The organism is Mesorhizobium sp. B3-1-8, assembly GCF_006439495.1.
GTDB lineage: Bacteria > Pseudomonadota > Alphaproteobacteria > Rhizobiales > Rhizobiaceae > Mesorhizobium.
Map to the genome: position 1 here is coordinate 34,690 of NZ_VFTK01000024.1, position 15,570 is coordinate 50,259.

At 64.3% G+C, this 15,570-nt stretch carries 17 protein-coding genes and 1 pseudogene; 8 read left to right on the top strand and 10 right to left on the bottom strand.

Annotation, left to right across the window (positions count from 1 at the left end; translation table 11 throughout):
- Window positions 1-76 precede the first annotated feature (76 nt).
- The 8 genes from FJ424_RS21730 to FJ424_RS21765 form a co-directional block, all read right to left on the bottom strand.
- Window positions 77-502: a hypothetical protein gene (locus FJ424_RS21730; RefSeq protein ID WP_140645873.1), complete on the bottom strand. Its 426-nt coding sequence runs from the start codon at window positions 500-502 to the stop codon at window positions 77-79.
- 355 nt (window positions 503-857) lie between these two features.
- On the bottom strand, window positions 858-1,886 hold the full coding sequence (locus FJ424_RS21735) for a peptidoglycan -binding protein (protein ID WP_140645872.1): 1,029 nt from the start codon (window positions 1,884-1,886) through the stop codon (window positions 858-860).
- Window position 1,887: 1 nt separating this feature from the next.
- Window positions 1,888-2,910, bottom strand: coding sequence for a MotA/TolQ/ExbB proton channel family protein (locus FJ424_RS21740; RefSeq protein WP_140645871.1), 1,023 nt, complete (start codon window positions 2,908-2,910; stop codon window positions 1,888-1,890).
- Window positions 2,911-3,021: 111 nt separating this feature from the next.
- Complete coding sequence (locus tag FJ424_RS21745; protein WP_140654878.1) at window positions 3,022-3,714, bottom strand: hemolysin III family protein; 693 nt, start codon at window positions 3,712-3,714, stop codon at window positions 3,022-3,024.
- Between the two features lie 191 nt (window positions 3,715-3,905).
- Complete coding sequence (locus FJ424_RS21750) at window positions 3,906-4,706, bottom strand: inositol monophosphatase family protein (RefSeq protein WP_140645869.1); 801 nt, start codon at window positions 4,704-4,706, stop codon at window positions 3,906-3,908.
- Window positions 4,707-4,729: 23 nt separating this feature from the next.
- Window positions 4,730-5,296 (bottom strand): elongation factor P, encoded by a 567-nt coding sequence (gene efp, locus FJ424_RS21755; RefSeq protein ID WP_140654881.1) that lies wholly within the window; start codon window positions 5,294-5,296, stop codon window positions 4,730-4,732.
- 142 nt (window positions 5,297-5,438) lie between these two features.
- Entirely contained in the window at window positions 5,439-6,542 is a 1,104-nt protein-coding gene (locus FJ424_RS21760) for a tetratricopeptide repeat protein (RefSeq protein WP_140654884.1), read from the bottom strand.
- Window position 6,543: 1 nt separating this feature from the next.
- Entirely contained in the window at window positions 6,544-7,191 is a 648-nt protein-coding gene (locus FJ424_RS21765; RefSeq protein ID WP_140654886.1) for a thiamine phosphate synthase, read from the bottom strand.
- Between the two features lie 211 nt (window positions 7,192-7,402).
- Between FJ424_RS21765 and FJ424_RS21770 the strand changes: the two genes are divergently transcribed.
- Together FJ424_RS21770 and FJ424_RS21775 are read left to right on the top strand one after the other, a co-directional pair.
- Complete coding sequence (locus FJ424_RS21770) at window positions 7,403-8,131, top strand: class I SAM-dependent methyltransferase (RefSeq protein ID WP_140654889.1); 729 nt, start codon at window positions 7,403-7,405, stop codon at window positions 8,129-8,131.
- A 148-nt stretch (window positions 8,132-8,279) separates the two neighbouring features.
- Complete coding sequence (locus FJ424_RS21775) at window positions 8,280-8,678, top strand: GFA family protein (protein WP_140654892.1); 399 nt, start codon at window positions 8,280-8,282, stop codon at window positions 8,676-8,678.
- Between the two features lie 34 nt (window positions 8,679-8,712).
- Here FJ424_RS21775 and FJ424_RS21780 read toward each other — a convergent pair.
- Window positions 8,713-9,170, bottom strand: a pseudogene (locus tag FJ424_RS21780) (GNAT family N-acetyltransferase).
- A gap of 162 nt (window positions 9,171-9,332) precedes the next feature.
- Here FJ424_RS21780 and FJ424_RS21785 point away from each other — a divergent pair.
- Window positions 9,333-10,103: a sulfite exporter TauE/SafE family protein gene (locus FJ424_RS21785; protein WP_140655020.1), complete on the top strand. Its 771-nt coding sequence runs from the start codon at window positions 9,333-9,335 to the stop codon at window positions 10,101-10,103.
- Window positions 10,104-10,134: 31 nt separating this feature from the next.
- Here FJ424_RS21785 and FJ424_RS21790 read toward each other — a convergent pair whose 3' ends face one another.
- Window positions 10,135-10,686, bottom strand: a complete 552-nt coding sequence (locus tag FJ424_RS21790) for a DUF2269 family protein (RefSeq protein WP_140654895.1) — start codon at window positions 10,684-10,686, stop codon at window positions 10,135-10,137.
- Between the two features lie 559 nt (window positions 10,687-11,245).
- Between FJ424_RS21790 and FJ424_RS21795 the strand changes: the two genes are divergently transcribed.
- The 5 genes from FJ424_RS21795 (at window position 11,246) to ruvB (ending at window position 15,511) form a co-directional block, all read left to right on the top strand.
- Window positions 11,246-11,776: a DUF1465 family protein gene (locus FJ424_RS21795; protein ID WP_140654898.1), complete on the top strand. Its 531-nt coding sequence runs from the start codon at window positions 11,246-11,248 to the stop codon at window positions 11,774-11,776.
- Window positions 11,777-12,087: 311 nt separating this feature from the next.
- Entirely contained in the window at window positions 12,088-13,152 is a 1,065-nt protein-coding gene (locus tag FJ424_RS21800; protein ID WP_140654901.1) for a glycosyltransferase family 2 protein, read from the top strand.
- Between the two features lie 137 nt (window positions 13,153-13,289).
- Complete coding sequence (gene ruvC / locus FJ424_RS21805) at window positions 13,290-13,799, top strand: crossover junction endodeoxyribonuclease RuvC (RefSeq protein WP_140654904.1); 510 nt, start codon at window positions 13,290-13,292, stop codon at window positions 13,797-13,799.
- Between the two features lie 10 nt (window positions 13,800-13,809).
- A complete protein-coding gene (gene ruvA / locus FJ424_RS21810) occupies window positions 13,810-14,430 on the top strand; it encodes a Holliday junction branch migration protein RuvA (protein WP_140654908.1) in 621 nt (206 codons plus the stop codon).
- A gap of 43 nt (window positions 14,431-14,473) precedes the next feature.
- Entirely contained in the window at window positions 14,474-15,511 is a 1,038-nt protein-coding gene (gene ruvB / locus FJ424_RS21815) for a Holliday junction branch migration DNA helicase RuvB (RefSeq protein WP_140654911.1), read from the top strand.
- The last annotated feature ends 59 nt before the right edge of the window (window positions 15,512-15,570 follow it).

Genomic DNA, 15,570 nt, shown 5'->3' on the forward strand with positions numbered 1-15,570 from the left:
CCTCGGGGCCAGGTCCCGCGGGCGCCAGTTGGTCCCTTCCTGTGTGCCGGCCATCTCCTTGAAATGGCGAACCGCTTCAGCCGTTCGGGTAATTGCCGCCGCCGTCGCCGTCGCCCACCATGAAGCCGCTGCCGGTGTCGTTCATCAGCCTCTGGTCGACATTGTCGAGGCGCCGCAGCATCTCATGATATTGCGCGGACGGTATCCTGCCGTGATCCGAGGCCGCGACATGCTCCGCGGCCTGGCTGATATGCGCGGCGCGCATGTGCAGTCGGTGCGCTTCCGAAGCCGAAATGTTGTTTGCCTGCCGGGCATCGGTGATGCCCTGATCCACGCCCTGGATCTGATCGATCAGGCTGGTCACACGCGGGCCGATGAAATTGGCTGGAGGGGTCGCATCGAGAAGTCCCTTGTGGTGCCCGGCCGCATAGGCGCCGGCGAGCGGGGCCGCGATCAGAACCGCAGCGAGGATTGCAGTCTTGAGAGATGTTGAAGCGCGCATGGCGGCGCATCCTTCTACCAGGAAGGGAGCGGCCGCGCCGCGTCGCCTTCCGACCTTCCGGGCCGTCCGGTTCCGTCGCGTCGCGATGGGAGGCATCGCCGGCGGGACCCCGGCCCTGCGCGGCAAGTTAGGTGCGTCGATTCGCGATGTGTAATTAAAAAAAGATAATGTTTTCAGGCCTTGCCGCCGGAACTTGGCGCGCTAAGTATTCAGCCGACAAACAACTTCCCGTGACTTTGCGTGATCCTAAAGCGCGTCGCGATCTTTCAGATCCGCTCCGTACGCTTTAGGGTTTTGATTCTACGCATGTCTTTGTCCCGAAACCGGTTCCCGCTTTGGGGAGACATGCTTCAAATCACCGTTCGGTGAGCTTCAGTTCAATGCGGCGGTTCTTGCTGCGCGCCTCGTCGGTGTCGGCCGGGTCGAGCGGCTGGAATTCGCCGAAGCCGGCGGCCACCAGCCGGTTGGCCGGCACGCCGTTCTCGATCAGGAACTTCACGACGGACGTCGCGCGCGCGGTCGACAATTCCCAGTTGTCGCGGTAGCGGCCGGTGCCGGAGAGCGGCTGGTTGTCGGTGTGGCCGTCGACGCGCAGCACCCAGCTGATCTCGGGCGGGATTTCCTTCTGCAATTCGATGATGGCGTCGGCGAGCTTCTTCATCTCGACCTTGCCGGCGTCGTTGATCACGTCGGAGCCGGTCGGAAACAGCACCTCCGACTGGAAGACGAAGCGGTCGCCGACAATGCGGATGTTCTCGCGGTCGGCGAGGATCTCGCGCAGCCGGCCGAAGAAATCGGAACGGTAGCGGTTGAGTTCCTGGACGCGCTGCGCCAGCGCGACGTTCAGGCGGCGGCCCAGATCGGCGATCTTGGTGTTGGAGACGCGGTCGCGCTGCTCGGAGACGTTGAGCGCGTCTTCCAGCGCGCCGATCTGCTTGCGAAGAGCGGCGATCTGCTGGTTGAGGATCTCGACCTGGCTCAGCGCCTGCTGGCTGATCTGGCGCTGGTTGCCGAGTTCGCCGGACAGCTGGTCGGCGCGCTTGCTGGCCGCGTCGCCGGCGCCGGCGCCCTGCGCCAGCAATTGCTCGAGGCGGCTCTTTTCAGCCTGCGCCGCCGACAGCGATGCCTGCAGGTTGGCGAGCGAATCCTCCTTGTCCTGGCTGTTCGTGCGTTCCAGCGCGAGCAGCTGGGTCAGCTCGTTGATTTGCGAGTTGAGGCGGTTGAGCACCGTGTCCTTGCCGGAGATCTCGCGGCTGAGCAGGAACTGCGCCAGCACGAAGACGGTGAGCAGGAACATGATCGCCAAGAGCAGCGTCGACAAGGCATCGACGAAGCCCGGCCAGTAGTCGATGCGGCGGTCGGCGCGCCGTCTTGCCAGTGCCACGTCAGTGAACCCCTTGCTTCTTCAGCGCGTCGGCGATTTTTTCCAGCGTGTTGCGCATGGCCTTCTGCTCGTCGGACTGGGCTTCGACCCAGTCGCGCATGATCTGCTGCTCGGAGCGCATGTTCTTCACCAGCCCCGAGATGCCGTCGGCAAGATTGGCCATGGCGGTGGCGACGCGCGGATTGGAGCCGCCGCCATTCTCCTGCAGGCTGCGCAGCCGCTCCGACAGCAGGCGGATGTCCTCGGAGGATTCGGCTGTTTTCGACGTCTCGGACACGACGATGTCCGATGACAGATCGGTGACCGAAGACAGCCAGTTTTCGAGCTCGGTATAGAAGCGGGTCTGGGCGCGGCCGGCCTGCAGGTCGAGGAAGCCGAGCACAAGCGAGCCGGAAAGGCCGAACAGCGAGGACGAGAACGCGGTGCCCATGCCGGCGAGCGGCGCCGACAGGCCTTGCTTCAGCGCGTCGAGCACGGCGGCGGCGTCGCCGGTGCCCGGGTCCAGCGCCTCGATCGTCTCGCGGATCGAGGCGATGGTGTTGAGCAGGCCCCAGAAGGTGCCGAGCAGGCCGAGAAACACAAGCAGGCCGACCAGATAGCGCGAGGTGTCGCGGCTCTCGTCGAGGCGGGTGGCGATGGAATCCAGCATCGTGCGCATCGAGGAGGTCGAAAACGCGATCGTCGACGAGCGGCCGATCATCGCCTTCATCGGCGCCAAAAGCACCGGCTCGGTGGTTTCGGAGCCGGCGCGGAAGGAATTGACCCAGCGCACCTCGCGGAACAGCCGCCCGACCTGGGCAAAAGCGAGCAGGATGCCCACCACAAGCACGCCAACGATCAGTCCGTTGAGGCCCGGATTAGAGGAGAAGGCGGTCGAGATCTGGCGGGTGAGGATGGCGGCGATGAAAGCGACGATGATCAGGAAGATCACCATGGTGAGCAGGAAGACCTGCGGGCTCGACAGCTTGTGCGGATCATAGACCAGGACGTCCGATCGCCTGCCGAAGGATCTGAGAAAAGCCATCCGTGCCCCGTTTCCGATGCCACCGCCGCAGAATTGCCGCGACTCTAAACGGAATTGTGACCAAATTGAATGGCGCTTGGCAATATGGCCCGATAGGCCGGCGCCACAGGCCTAGAACCGGTTGACCACCAGGCAGTCGACCATGGCGGCCAAATGCAGGCCGGCGCCGGTGACGACGAAGCCGTGCCAGACGGCATTGTGGAAGCGCAGGCCCTTCCAGGCGAAGAAGACGACGCCGCAGGAATAGACGATGCCGCCGGCTACGAGCAGCGCGACCGAGGTCGTCGGCAGCGTCTCGACCAGCGGCCCGGCGAGTACCACGCCGCTCCAGCCGATGGCGAGATAGAAGACGATGGCCAGCCGGTCGTAGCGCCCGGGCAGGAACATCTTGATGGCGATGCCGGCCGCTGCCGCGATCCACACGACGACGATCATGGGCAGCGCCAGCGGCGTGTTGTGGAGTTGGGCGAGGAAGGGCGTGTAGGTGGCGGCGATCAGGAGATAGATCGCGGCGTGATCGAAGCGGCGCAGGATCCATTTCGCCGGCCACGAGACCGGCCACAGATTGTAAGTGAGCGAAACCGACAGCACGGTGAGCAGCGACACCACGTAAAAGACGGCTGCGATATATTCGCCTGGACCGGAATGAAAAGCGGCAAGCGCCAGGAAAGTCGAGCCGGCAGCGATCGCCAGCACGATGCCCACTGCATGCACGATGCCGTCGGCGATTATCTCGGCGCGCGAATAATGCCAGCGCCCCACAAAGGGGATGTCAAGCTGGGTATCTGGCCGCACATCGTTCATAAATGGTCCTGCTGTCCCTTGATCTGGGCAGTCGCGGACCAGTATTTCAAGTTTCGGTTGCGGTTTTGCGACTGCGGAGCGGCGCGTCCTTTCGACGCGCAAAGGACACGGCAGCACTTTGATTTGCACACGATCCTTCCCGAAAATCGATTCCGACTTTCGCAGTAAGGGCGCTTCGCGCGCCCCGCCTCTCAGCGCGACGACAGCGGCTTCTTCACGGTCTTGAGAAGCGCGCGCTGGATGACCTCATTGCCGGCGACGACCTCGCCGCTGTCCAGCATGTCCTGTCCGCCATCCATATCGGAGACGAAGCCGCCGGCTTCGCGCACCAGAAGGATGCCCGCGGCGATGTCCCAGGACGACAGGCCGGTTTCCCAGAAGCCGTCCATGCGGCCGGCCGCGACATAGGCGAGATCGAGCGCGGCGGAGCCAAGGCGGCGTACGCCGGAGACTTCGGCCATGACGTTGCGCAGCTCGATCAGGAAATTGCCGTGCTGGCCACGGCCGAGATGCGGCACGCCGCAGCCGATCACCGCGTCGGTCAGCTTGGAGCGCCCGGCAACGCGCAGCCGACGGTCGTTCATGAAGGCGCCGCCGCCGCGCTCGGCCGTGTAGAGTTCGTCCATCGCCGGATTGTAGACGACGCCGGCGACGATCTGGCCCTGGCGCTCGAGCGCGATCGACACCGAAAAGACCGGAATGCCGTGCAGGAAGTTGGTGGTGCCGTCGAGCGGGTCGACGATCCAGCGGTGCTGGGCGTCCTCGCCTTCGACCGCGCCGCGTTCCTCCATCAGGAACGCATAGCCCGGCCGCGCCTTGGAAAGCTCGGCGAAGACGATCTCTTCGGCCTTGCGGTCGGCCTGGCTGACATAGTCGCCCGGGCCTTTCATCGAGACCTGCAGGTTCTGCACCTCGCCGAAGTCGCGCGACAGCGAGCGGCCGGCCTTCATCGCGGCCTGGACCATGACGTTGAGGAGAGCGGAACGCGCCATTTTTTCTTCCTGCTTTTTTGCCGTTAATCCGCGCGGCGCATGTAGGTGATTTCGTTGGTGTCGACGATGATGCGCTCGCCGGCCGAGATGAAGGGCGGCACCAGCACGCGGATGCCGTTCTCCAGCACCGCCGGCTTGTAGGAGGAGGCGGCCGTCTGGCCCCTAACCACCGGGTCGGCCTCAGTGATGGTCAGCGTTACCTGGTCGGGCAGCGAAATGCCGATCGGCCGCTCCTCGTAAAGCTGCACCGTCACCATCATGCCGTCCTGCAGGAAGGCGGCGCGCTCGCCAACGAAGTCCTTGGCCAGTTCGAGCTGCTCGTAGCTTTCGGTATCCATGAAGACCAGGGCGTCGCCCTGCTCGTAGAGGAACGAAAAATCCTTCAGATCGAGCCGGATCTGCTCGACGGTCTCGGCCGAGCGGAAGCGCTCGTTGAGCTTGGTGCCGTTGATCAGGTTCTTCAGCTCGACCTGATTGTAGGCGCCGCCCTTGCCAGGCTTGACGGTGTTGGTCTTGACCGCCACCCACAGCCCATCATCGTGCTCGATGACATAGCCGGGACGGATTTCGTTGCCACTGATCTTGGCCATGATGAACTGATCCGGAATGAGATTTTTCTGGCGCGGGTCGCGCTTTGGCGCCTCCAAGACCACAAATTGCACGCAGTAGCAAGGGAGGGAGGCAAGGGAGGGGACCCAAGCGAGCCCGGACAGGGCTCCGTGGCGCCATGCGTCAACGCAGGCGATTTGCCTTTTGCAGCGCCTGCTTGGTCTGGTCGTCATCGAGGCCCTGCAGGAAATCGTCCATCCGCGGGTCGATCAGGCCGGCGCGGCGGGCGACGATGTACCAGGCGCCGGCAAGGATCAGGTCCGGATCGGTGCCGATGCCGCCCATATAGAGCTTGGCGAGGCGGTTCTGGGCGGCGACATTGCCGCCCTCCGCCGCCCGCTTCATCCAGGCAAAGCCCGATTTCAGGTCGCGCCCGCCGCCGCGTCCCTCGATCATCCAGGCGGCGAGGTCGATCTGCGCGGTGTCGTAGTTCTGCCTCGCGGCTTGCGCCAGCAGAAGACGCGCCTGGGCGTCGTCATGCGGCTTGCCGCCGACGCCGTTGGCGTAGAGTTGCGCCATCGCATATTGCGCATCGGCAAGGCCGGTGGCGGCGGCGCGCTCGTAATATACGGCGGCCTTCACCAGGCCGTCATCGCCCGGATCCTGCTGGACGAGCAACTGGGCGAAATTGAACTGCGCAAGCCGGTTGCCGGCCTCGGCCGAGGCCTGCATCAGCGCGAAGGCGCCCTTTTCGTCCTTCTTCACATAACGGCCGTCGAGCAGCATCAGTGCATATTGGAACTGTGCCTCCGGCACGCCCTGTTCGGCGGCCAGCGCATACCATTTGCCGGCCTCGGCCGGATTGAGCGGTACGCCCAGTCCGCGCGACAGGATTTCGGCCACCAGCGTCTCGGCCGCCGGATCGCCGTTCTTGGCCCGGTCCATGGCGAGGTTGTAGGCGGTCTTGTACAGCCCGCGCTGGAAGGCGCCGTAGGCGGCGTCCGGCTGCTTGGCGCCGAAGCGGTCGGGATTGACGGTGTCGGCCGATGGCGGCGTCATGGTGGCCGGTTGCGGCAAGGTGTTTTGGATCGGCTTGTCGATGTGCGTGGCGGTGCCGAACCTGCTTGCATCCGGTGTGCCTGTGTTGGGCGTGACCGTATTCGGTGTGCCGGAGTCCGGAGTGCCGGCATCCGGCCGCTGCTGTGGCAGCGGGATGGTCTCAGCCGCCGTCGCCGCCTGCGCAAACAAGCCGGCCAGGACAACCAGAGAAAGGACACGCAGGCGCATGTCAGTCCTCGAAACGCGGCGCGGTTTCATCGAGCAGGGCGTTGGCGGCGGCGATCGCCGCCCGCGGGTCACGCCCGTCGGCAAAGACGGCGCTGGACAGCGCCACGAACTCGGCGCCGGTCGCGGCCACCGTCTCGACGGAAGCAAGCTCGGAGCCGGCCATGACGATGCAGGGGATCGAAATCATCTCCGCCCACCATTTGCCGAGGGTGAGGTTGCGGTGATGCGGCTCCGGCTTGTTGTCATAGCCGAAACGGCCGAAGAACATATAGTCGGGCCGCCCCTCGCCGAGCTCCAGCGCCTCGTCGCGCGTCTTGGCGCCGCCGACGCCGACCATCATCTTGCCGGCCAGGCGCTCGATCGTCTCGGCCAGTTCCGCCGACTTCACTTCGACATGGATGCCGTCGGCCTGGACGCGCCCGGCGACGCGGCTGTCGCCGGCGATGATGACGGCGACGCCGGCACTTTGAGCGATCGGCACTATCCTTTCGGCGAAGGCCTGGAAGGAGGCGTCGTCCATGCCGTTGTCGGGCAGGATCAGCGAGGCGACGTCACCCCCCTCGAACGCCGCGCAGATCTGCTCGGCAGGCACGAGCGGCGGCGCGATCAGCACGATGCGGCAGCGGTTGGGCGGAGTTAAATCGTTCATTGGCCTTCGATCCCGGTTTCGCCTATGCCGGGCGAAGATGGTTGCATTGCGGCATAGAGCAAAGGGGGCGGCTTGAACAGCAGCCGCGCGGCGCCAGGGCCAAAATGCTTAACCACGGCTGTGGCTTGCGTCGCCCATTCGGGTTCCGAGGATGGCGTTGGAAGCCGAGGGGAGGTCCGCTAGATATGCAGGCAAAAAGCAGGAAAGGCACATGGCGCAAAACATCTACGACCGTCCGGATTTCTTCGACGGCTATAGCCGTCTCGGCCGCTCGGTCGAGGGCCTGGACGGCGCGCCCGAATGGCCGGCGGTGCGCGCCATGTTGCCCGACGTCCACGGCTTGAGCATCGTCGATCTCGGTTGCGGGTTCGGCTGGTTCTGCCGCTGGGCGCGCTCGCATGGCGCGAGCGAAGTCCTCGGCCTCGACCTGTCGGAAAAGATGCTTGCGCGGGCACGCGCCGCCGGCTCCGACGATGCCGTCACCTATCGGCGTGCCGACCTCGACGAGTTCAGTCTGCCAAAAGCCCGTTTCGACCTCGCCTACAGCTCGCTTGCCTTGCATTATGTCGGCGATGCCGCGGGCTTGTTCGCGACCGTCCACCAGGCCCTGGTTCCCGGCGGAACCTTCGTCTTCTCGACGGAACATCCGATCTACATGGCGCCGACCAACCCGGGCTGGTCCGTCGATGCCGCGGGCAGGAAGACATGGCCGGTCGACCGGTATCTGGTCGAGGGACCGCGCGCCACAGACTGGTTCACCAAGGGCGTGGTCAAGCACCACCGCACCATCGGCACCACGCTCAATTTGCTGATCCAGGCCGGATTCAGCATCGGGCATGTCGAGGAATTTTGCCCGTCGGACGCGCAGATCGCCGCCCGGCCGGAACTGGCCGAAGAACTCGAGCGGCCGATGTTCCTGCTGGTCCAGGCACGGCGGTGATGAACTCAGCTTGAAGCTAACGCCTTGCGCACGCGGCCATATTCGCCAGCGCCGGATGTCGGGATCAGGCGCAAGTTCGGCGCATTCCTTGGCGACTCCCGCACGCCCCCGGCACTAAGCTGTGCTCGCTGCCTCAAGGAGGTTTCGCATGCGTGGCCATTGCTTATGTGGCGCTGTTGCCTTTGAAGTCGATGGCTCGGCACAGGCCTGCGTGGTTTGTCATTGTGAAAGTTGTCGGCGGCAATGTTCTGCGCCGATGACCGCCTACATTGGCGTACTGGACGGCCAATGGCGATGGCTGGGCAAGCCACCGAAGGTATTCAACTCTTCTCCCGGCGTGGAAAGAACATTTTGCGATCACTGTGGCTCGCCGCTTTCCTTCCGCTCAAAGAACATGTCTGGTGTCATGCATTTCTTTGCGGCGGCGATGGCGGAGCCGGAAAAATTTGTGCCTACGCTACATGTCGCTTTCGAGGAAAAGCTCCCTTGGTTGAAACTCGCCGACGGCCTGCCGACGCGTTTTGGGCCTGACTATACGAAAGGCTAGAGGGGCCGGCGCTTCCGTGAAACGCTGAGCCGCGCTAAAGCTCCAGCTTATAGCCGATATGACTGGCCTTGAAGCCAAGGCGCTCATAGAAGCGATGCGCGTCGAGCCGGCTCTTGTTGGTCGTCAGCTGGACGACGCGGCAGCCGGGCTCGCGGCATTTGTCGATCGCCCATTCGAAGAGGCGCTGTCCCAAGCCCTCGCCGCGCCGCTCCGCCGCGACGCGCACCGCCTCGATCAGGCCGCGCCGGGCACCGCGCAGCGACAGTCCGGCGATAAAGGTGATCTGCAGCGTGCCGATGACATCGTCGCCGTCGGTCATCACCGCGAGGAACTGGTTCGGATCGCCGTCTATCGCCGCGAAGGCGTCCAGATAGGCCCGCGACAGCGGCAGGCCGGCGTCTTCGCGGGCCTGCCGAGCGCGTCGTCGGCAAGCATCGCGACGATCGCAGCAATGTCCGCTTCGCGCGCCTTGCGAATGCTGATGGCGCTCATTTCCATACCTCGAGACAGCGAGCCGGCCGAATGACGAACTTGGCCGTGCGGCAGGTCGTCGATATCGGGCCGGCAATAGCGGATGCAGGCATTAATGACTATCCGGGCGGCGCTGTTCTGCGCTATGGCTGAATTCCCGCCTTCTCCAACCTTCCCTTGCCGATGTCAGGCCTGCTCAGCGACCCGTGGTTCTATGCCGCCGCCATTCCGGCGGTGATCCTTGTCGGCCTGTCGAAAGGCGGCTTCGGCGGCGCCGTCGGTTTCGTCGGCGTGCCGCTGATGGCGCTGACCATCCCGCCGGTTCAGGCGGCCGCCATCCTGCTGCCGATCCTGTGCCTGATGGATGTGGTTTCCGTGTGGACCTGGTGGGGTGTCTACGACCGCAAGATGCTGGTCGACATGATGCCTGGCGCCGTCATCGGCATCGGGCTCGGCTGGCTGACAGCGGCTTTGGTCACCGAGGAGATGGTGCGGCTGATCGTCGGCGCGGTCGCGTTGGTGTTCGTGCTGCGCTGGATTTATCTGCAGTTCCGCCATGGTGCCGACCATGCGGCGGAACCGAACCGCATTGCCGCCGCCTTCTGGGGCACGGTCGCCGGTTTCACCAGCTTCGTCGCCCATGTCGGCGGCCCGCCCTTCCAGGTCTATGCACTGCCGATCCGGCTCGACCCGAAAGTGCTGTCGGGCACGGCGGCGATCTTCTTTGCCGCCACCAACGCGCTGAAGCTCATCCCCTATTTCGCGCTCGGCCAGTTCGACACCACCAACCTTACAGCGTCAGCGGTGCTGATGCCGCTGGCGCCGCTTTCCACCATCGCCGGGGCGTGGCTGGTGCACCGCATGCGGCCGGAAATCTTCTACCCGTTCACCTACGCCACCGTCGCGGTGGTCGCCGTCAAGTTGCTGTGGGATGGTATCGCCGGCTTGTGGTGAGGTGGCTATCAGGCCACCTCACCACAAGGATTCAGGCGGCGCTCGGCACCATCTGGCGGCTACCGCCGAAGGCGAGCGCGGCGCCCAGCGCAACCACCATGACCATGCCGGCAAGAATGCCGATGTCGTGCAAAGTGGGCTTCAGCACCATGTCGGCGATGATCACCAGCATCACCGCATAATCGAGGCGCGCCCAGTTCATCATGCGCTGGCCGATGGCAAGAACGGCCGGCGTCACGCCCTGCTCGGCGATCATGACACCCATGCGCTCGCCGGTCGGCTTGAAGACGAGCATGCCGATCGAGAAGGTCGTGGCATAGCCGACGAGGCCGATGGCGATCCACAGGTCGGTAAAGCCGACCCAGAAGCCGCACATGATGAGGCCAAAGACCAGCGTCAGCATCGACATCGGCGCGAAGAACTTGCCGCCGAGCTGCCCGCTGGCGCGCATAGCCTGCAGCTTGTCCTCGATGTTGCCGGCACGCTCGGCCAGCACGCCGAGCAGGAACAGCACGAAGCCGCCGCCGACCCACAAAACGGCCGAAACGATGTGAAGGAATTTGACGATCGAATACCAATCCATGATCTGCTCCCGGATATCCCGCATGATTTCGAGCGGCGCGGATCCGCGCGCCGCTTCAGAGGAGCAGGCTTTTGCGTGGCGCGTGTTTCGGAACGATGCCGCGGCGGCAGCCAAGATGTTTCGAAGGCCGCGATGACTGCATCCGAAATCCGGTTTTCGGGCGATCCCGCGCGGCGAGGCCGGCTGTCCTGTTCCGGCACAGAAAAGCGCGTCGCTTAAAAAATCGTCGCCGCGTTAAGGGTTCATTAAGCTTTACGGGCGTTTACTATGCGCATCCAGTTTTGCTGGATTCTTACCGAGTGGTTGGAGCCACTTTGTTTGACGCCTCCCTGTTAAACTCCTGAGAGCCGCCTTATCCGCGGCTCTTTTTTTGTCCGCGGGCGGCAAGCCGGTGCCATCCGCTTGCGGATGGCTGGAACGAGGCCTGCGTTAACCGTTTGTTAAACATGCGCTTGCCTTCATGGGCATCGAAGCGCATTTTCAAGCCTCAGTCATTTAGGGTGCGGGCCGCGTCGGCAAGGATTGCCGAATCGGCCGACGGCAGTGCAGGGGCGTATCGATGAACGAGCCTTCGAAGGGCAGCGCGAAAACCATCAAATTGGCGGAGCGCCGGGTTTTCTCCCAATCCTTCAAGCCGCTCTACCAGGAAGGCATGGGGCTGGTCGAGCAGGCCGCCGAATATCTCGATGGCAAGGGCAGGCTCGAAGCCAAGAAATTGTCGCGCACGGCGGCGACGCTCTATGCGGCCGAGTCGATGCGGCTGACCACAAGGCTCATGCAGGTCGCCTCGTGGCTGCTTTTGCAGCGAGCGGCGAATTCCGGCGAGATGACGCGCGACCAGGTGGCCTCGGAGAAATCCAAGGTGCGGCTCGACACCGCCTCCGCGCATGACGAGGCGCTCGGCTGGAAAGAGCTGCCCAAGGATTTTCTGGACCTCGTGACGCGCTCGCTGCGCCTTCAGGCGCTGGTGCGGCGCATGGACGAGGAAATCTATGGCGGCGTCATCAACGAGACGCACGCCCCCAGCCGGCGGGCCAACCCGGTTTCCGACCAGATCAGTCTCTTGAATACGGCTTTCGCGCGCGGCTGAAACCGCGTTTGCAACAAACGCCGCGATAGCGGCGCGCTGGAAGCGGGAACCCACATCGTTCAATCGAGGCGCGATCTGGCAAGCCGCGATCGTGGCCGCAAGTCGAACGCCTGCGACGCCCGACTGCTTTTCGATACTGCGGCAACCGTCGTTGCATCGAAGGTCATGCCGGCCTTTGCGAGAAATATCGCCCTTGTCTCGAAGCGATGGGCCCCTAGTTGGAGCCGTTCGCCGCAGCCGGGTCGACCCGAGCCGGTTTTGCAAGAAAATCACCGTCACTGTGACCAAAGCAGATTGCGAGGCTTGATCCCGTGCATTCGCCATTGGACCGCATCCCGGTATCGATCATCATCCCCAATTACAACTACGAACAGTTTCTTGGACGCGCCATCGACAGCGCGTTGGAGCAGGACCACCGAAATGTCGAGGTCGTGGTCGTCGACGACGCATCGACGGACGCGTCGGTGGCCGTCATCGAATCCTACGGCGACAAGATCCGCTCGTGCCTCAGGCGCAGGAATGGCGGACATGCCGCTGCGTTCAATACGGGGTTCGAGGCGAGCACCGGGGAGATCGTTCTTTTCCTCGACGCCGACGATTATCTCTATCCGAACGCCGTCTCCGAGGTCCTGGACGAGTGGGACGCGGATGTCGCCCAGGCGCAATTCAGATTGCATCTCGTCGACGAGGACCAACATATCAAGGATGTCTTTCCACCCCCGGAACAGCCGTTCGACTCGGGCAATGTCGTCCCGGAATTGTTACGCAAGGGGCGCTACCGTACGACGGTGACGAGCGGGCTGGCGTTCGACCGTGAGGCGCTGGACCCGATAATGCCCATGCCCGAAAGCGATTTCCGGCAAGGCGCCGATGGCTATCTCGCAACGCTTGCGCCGCTGCACGGGGAGGTGAAATCCATCGACGCCTGCCTTGGCGCCTACCGCATCCACGGCTCCAACCATTCGGTCTTTGCCGAAAAGCTTGCCGAGCGGGCGCGCTGGCGCGTGGCGCATGACTTCCGGCGCCTTGAAGCCTTGTCCGACCGGGCGGCCGAGATCGGTCTGACCGTACCGCCGGATGCCGGCCTTCGCGATCCGGTTCATCTGGAAGAGCGACTGGCCTCGCTTTGCGTCGACGAGCCCCGGCATCCGGTCGCGACCGACTCCCGGCTGGGACTGGCAAAAGCGGGCGCCGCCGCCAGTCTGGAAATGAACGCATCCTGGCGGCGGCGGGCTGCGCTGGCAGCCTGGTTCCTCTGCATCGGGCTCCTGCCGCGGCGCATGGGAAATGCAGTCCTGGCATGGAAGATGGTCGCGTCGTCGAGGCCGGCATTTCTCACGCGGCTATCGAAAACCATCCGTCGCCTGACGAACTAAATTAGGTCCGGATTTCGGGTCTGCCAGCCCGTGAACGCCAGCTTGATGGGATTTCGAATGCGTTCTTAAGATCGCGATTGTTTCTGGTTTGTTCACATTTTGCTGGCATCGCTTGCCGCCACGGCTAGACTTGGCGCATGGGGGAAGCGATTCGCATCATCGGTATCGATCCGGGGCTGAGGCGCACCGGTTGGGGTATCATCGACAGCGTGGGCAATTCGCTGCGCTTCGTCGCGTCCGGCACGGTGCGGTCCGACGAAAAGGAGTCGTTGGCGACAAGGCTCTGCCAGCTGCATGACGGTTTGGCCGAGGTGCTGGACCAAGCCATGCCGCATGAGGCAGCGGTCGAGCAGACTTTCGTCAACAAGGATGCCACGGCGACGCTGAAGCTCGGCCAGGCGCGCGGTATTGCCATGCTGGTGCCGGCGCGTGCCGGGCTGGTGGTCGCCGAATATGCCCCCAATGCCATCAAGAAGGCGGTTATCGGCGTCGGCCACGGCGAGAAGAAGCAAATCCATATGATGGTCAAGGTGCTGATGCCGAAGGCGATCTTCGACACCGACGACGCTGCCGACGCTTTGGCCATCGCCATCTGCCATGCGCATCACCGCCAAAGCGTCGCCTACCGGATGGCAGCACTGGCGTGAGGGGACAATCATGATCGGCAAGCTCAAGGGCACGCTGGACGAGATCGACGAGGACTCCTGCCTCGTCGACGTGCACGGCGTCGGCTATGTCGCGCATTGCTCGGCGCGCACGCTGGCGTCGCTGCCGTCGCCGGGCGAGGCGGTGGTGCTGTTCATCGAGACCTATGTGCGCGAGGACATGATCCGGCTCTACGGCTTTCAGTCGGCGCTGGAGCGCGAGTGGTTCCGGCTTTTGATGAACAATGTGCAGGGCGTCGGCGCCAAGGTGGCGCTGGCGGTGCTGTCGACGCTGGCGCCGGCCGAGCTCGCCAATGCGATCGCGCTGCGCGACATCGCCATGGTCTCCAGAGCGCCAGGCGTCGGCAAGAAAGTGGCGGAGCGCATCGTCACCGAATTGCGCACCAAGGCGCCTGCCTATGCGGGCGCGGCCAGCGGCACGATCGGCCTCAAGCAGGAGCTCGGCGAAGGCGTCGCGGCGGCACCGATCACCGACGCGGTCTCGGCGCTGGTCAATCTCGGCTATTCGCGCGACATCGCGGCGAACGCGGTTGCGGCAGCGCTGAAATCGGCTGGCGAGGGCGCGGATGCGTCCAAGCTGATCCGCTTCGGCCTTAAGGAACTGGCGCGGTGAGGCGGCGCTTGTTCCGTTGTCGGTCCTATGCAAGGAAGGCGGCATGAGCCTTTCGCCCCGCCTCATTGCCCCCGACAAGCGCGGTGAGGATGCCGACCAGACCTTGCGGCCGCAGTCGCTCGACGAGTTCGTCGGCCAGGCGGCGGTGCGCGCCAATCTCAAGGTCTTCGTCGATGCCGCCAAGGGCCGCGGCGAGGCGCTCGACCATGTGCTGTTCGTCGGTCCGCCGGGGCTCGGCAAGACGACGCTGGCGCAGATCATGGCGCGCGAGCTCGGCGTCAATTTCCGCTCGACCTCGGGTCCGGTTATCGCCAAGGCGGGCGATCTGGCGGCGCTGCTCACCAATCTGGAGGAGCGCGACGTGCTCTTCATCGACGAGATCCATCGGCTCAATCCGGCGGTCGAGGAAATCCTCTATCCGGCGATGGAGGATTTCCAGCTCGACCTGATCATCGGCGAGGGGCCGGCGGCGCGCTCGGTCAAGATCGACCTTGCCCGTTTCACGCTGGTCGCGGCGACGACCCGGCTTGGGCTCCTGACCAATCCGCTGCGCGATCGTTTCGGCATTCCCGTCCGGCTCAATTTCTATACGGTCGAGGAGCTGGAGCAGATCGTGCGGCGCGGTGCCCGCATCCTGTCGATGCCGCTTGGCGACGATGGCGCGCTGGAGATCGCGCGCCGCGCGCGCGGCACGCCGCGCATCGCCGGCCGGCTGCTGCGCCGGGTGCGCGATTTCGCTAGCGTCGCGGGGGACGGCCATGTCGACAGGAAGATCGCCGACGAGGCGCTGACAAGGCTGGAGGTCGACGCGCTTGGCCTCGACGCGCTCGACCGCCGCTATCTGTCGATGATCGCGCGCAATTTCGGCGGCGGACCGGTCGGCATCGAGACGATCGCGGCCGGGCTCTCCGAGCCGCGCGACGCGATCGAGGACATCATCGAGCCCTATCTGATCCAGCAGGGCTTCATCCAGCGCACGCCGCGCGGCCGCGTTCTGACCGCCAATGCCTGGCGCCATCTCGGGCTCGACCCGCCGAAGGATATCGTCCAGCAGCAGATCAGCCTGTTTCAGGAAGAGTAACGCATATTTGTTCGCCGTTTGGCCGCGTAACGGCCCGTCTGCGCAGAATCTGCTCGCCT

What these genes read in the sequence shown, in the direction of transcription:
- FJ424_RS21770 (WP_140654889.1), top strand. Translation starts at nt 7,403, where the DNA reads ATGGCGCAAAACATCTACGACCGTCCGGATTTCTTCGACGGCTATAGC.
- FJ424_RS21740 (WP_140645871.1), bottom strand. Translation starts at nt 2,910, where the DNA reads ATGGCTTTTCTCAGATCCTTCGGCAGGCGATCGGACGTCCTGGTCTAT.
- FJ424_RS21760 (WP_140654884.1), bottom strand. Translation starts at nt 6,542, where the DNA reads ATGCGCCTGCGTGTCCTTTCTCTGGTTGTCCTGGCCGGCTTGTTTGCG.
- efp (WP_140654881.1), bottom strand. Translation starts at nt 5,296, where the DNA reads ATGGCCAAGATCAGTGGCAACGAAATCCGTCCCGGCTATGTCATCGAG.
- FJ424_RS21785 (WP_140655020.1), top strand. Translation starts at nt 9,333, where the DNA reads ATGTCAGGCCTGCTCAGCGACCCGTGGTTCTATGCCGCCGCCATTCCG.
- FJ424_RS21730 (WP_140645873.1), bottom strand. Translation starts at nt 502, where the DNA reads ATGCGCGCTTCAACATCTCTCAAGACTGCAATCCTCGCTGCGGTTCTG.
- FJ424_RS21795 (WP_140654898.1), top strand. Translation starts at nt 11,246, where the DNA reads ATGAACGAGCCTTCGAAGGGCAGCGCGAAAACCATCAAATTGGCGGAG.
- FJ424_RS21775 (WP_140654892.1), top strand. Translation starts at nt 8,280, where the DNA reads ATGCGTGGCCATTGCTTATGTGGCGCTGTTGCCTTTGAAGTCGATGGC.
- ruvC (WP_140654904.1), top strand. Translation starts at nt 13,290, where the DNA reads ATGGGGGAAGCGATTCGCATCATCGGTATCGATCCGGGGCTGAGGCGC.
- ruvB (WP_140654911.1), top strand. Translation starts at nt 14,474, where the DNA reads ATGAGCCTTTCGCCCCGCCTCATTGCCCCCGACAAGCGCGGTGAGGAT.
- FJ424_RS21765 (WP_140654886.1), bottom strand. Translation starts at nt 7,191, where the DNA reads ATGAACGATTTAACTCCGCCCAACCGCTGCCGCATCGTGCTGATCGCG.
- FJ424_RS21745 (WP_140654878.1), bottom strand. Translation starts at nt 3,714, where the DNA reads ATGAACGATGTGCGGCCAGATACCCAGCTTGACATCCCCTTTGTGGGG.
- FJ424_RS21750 (WP_140645869.1), bottom strand. Translation starts at nt 4,706, where the DNA reads ATGGCGCGTTCCGCTCTCCTCAACGTCATGGTCCAGGCCGCGATGAAG.
- ruvA (WP_140654908.1), top strand. Translation starts at nt 13,810, where the DNA reads ATGATCGGCAAGCTCAAGGGCACGCTGGACGAGATCGACGAGGACTCC.
- FJ424_RS21790 (WP_140654895.1), bottom strand. Translation starts at nt 10,686, where the DNA reads ATGGATTGGTATTCGATCGTCAAATTCCTTCACATCGTTTCGGCCGTT.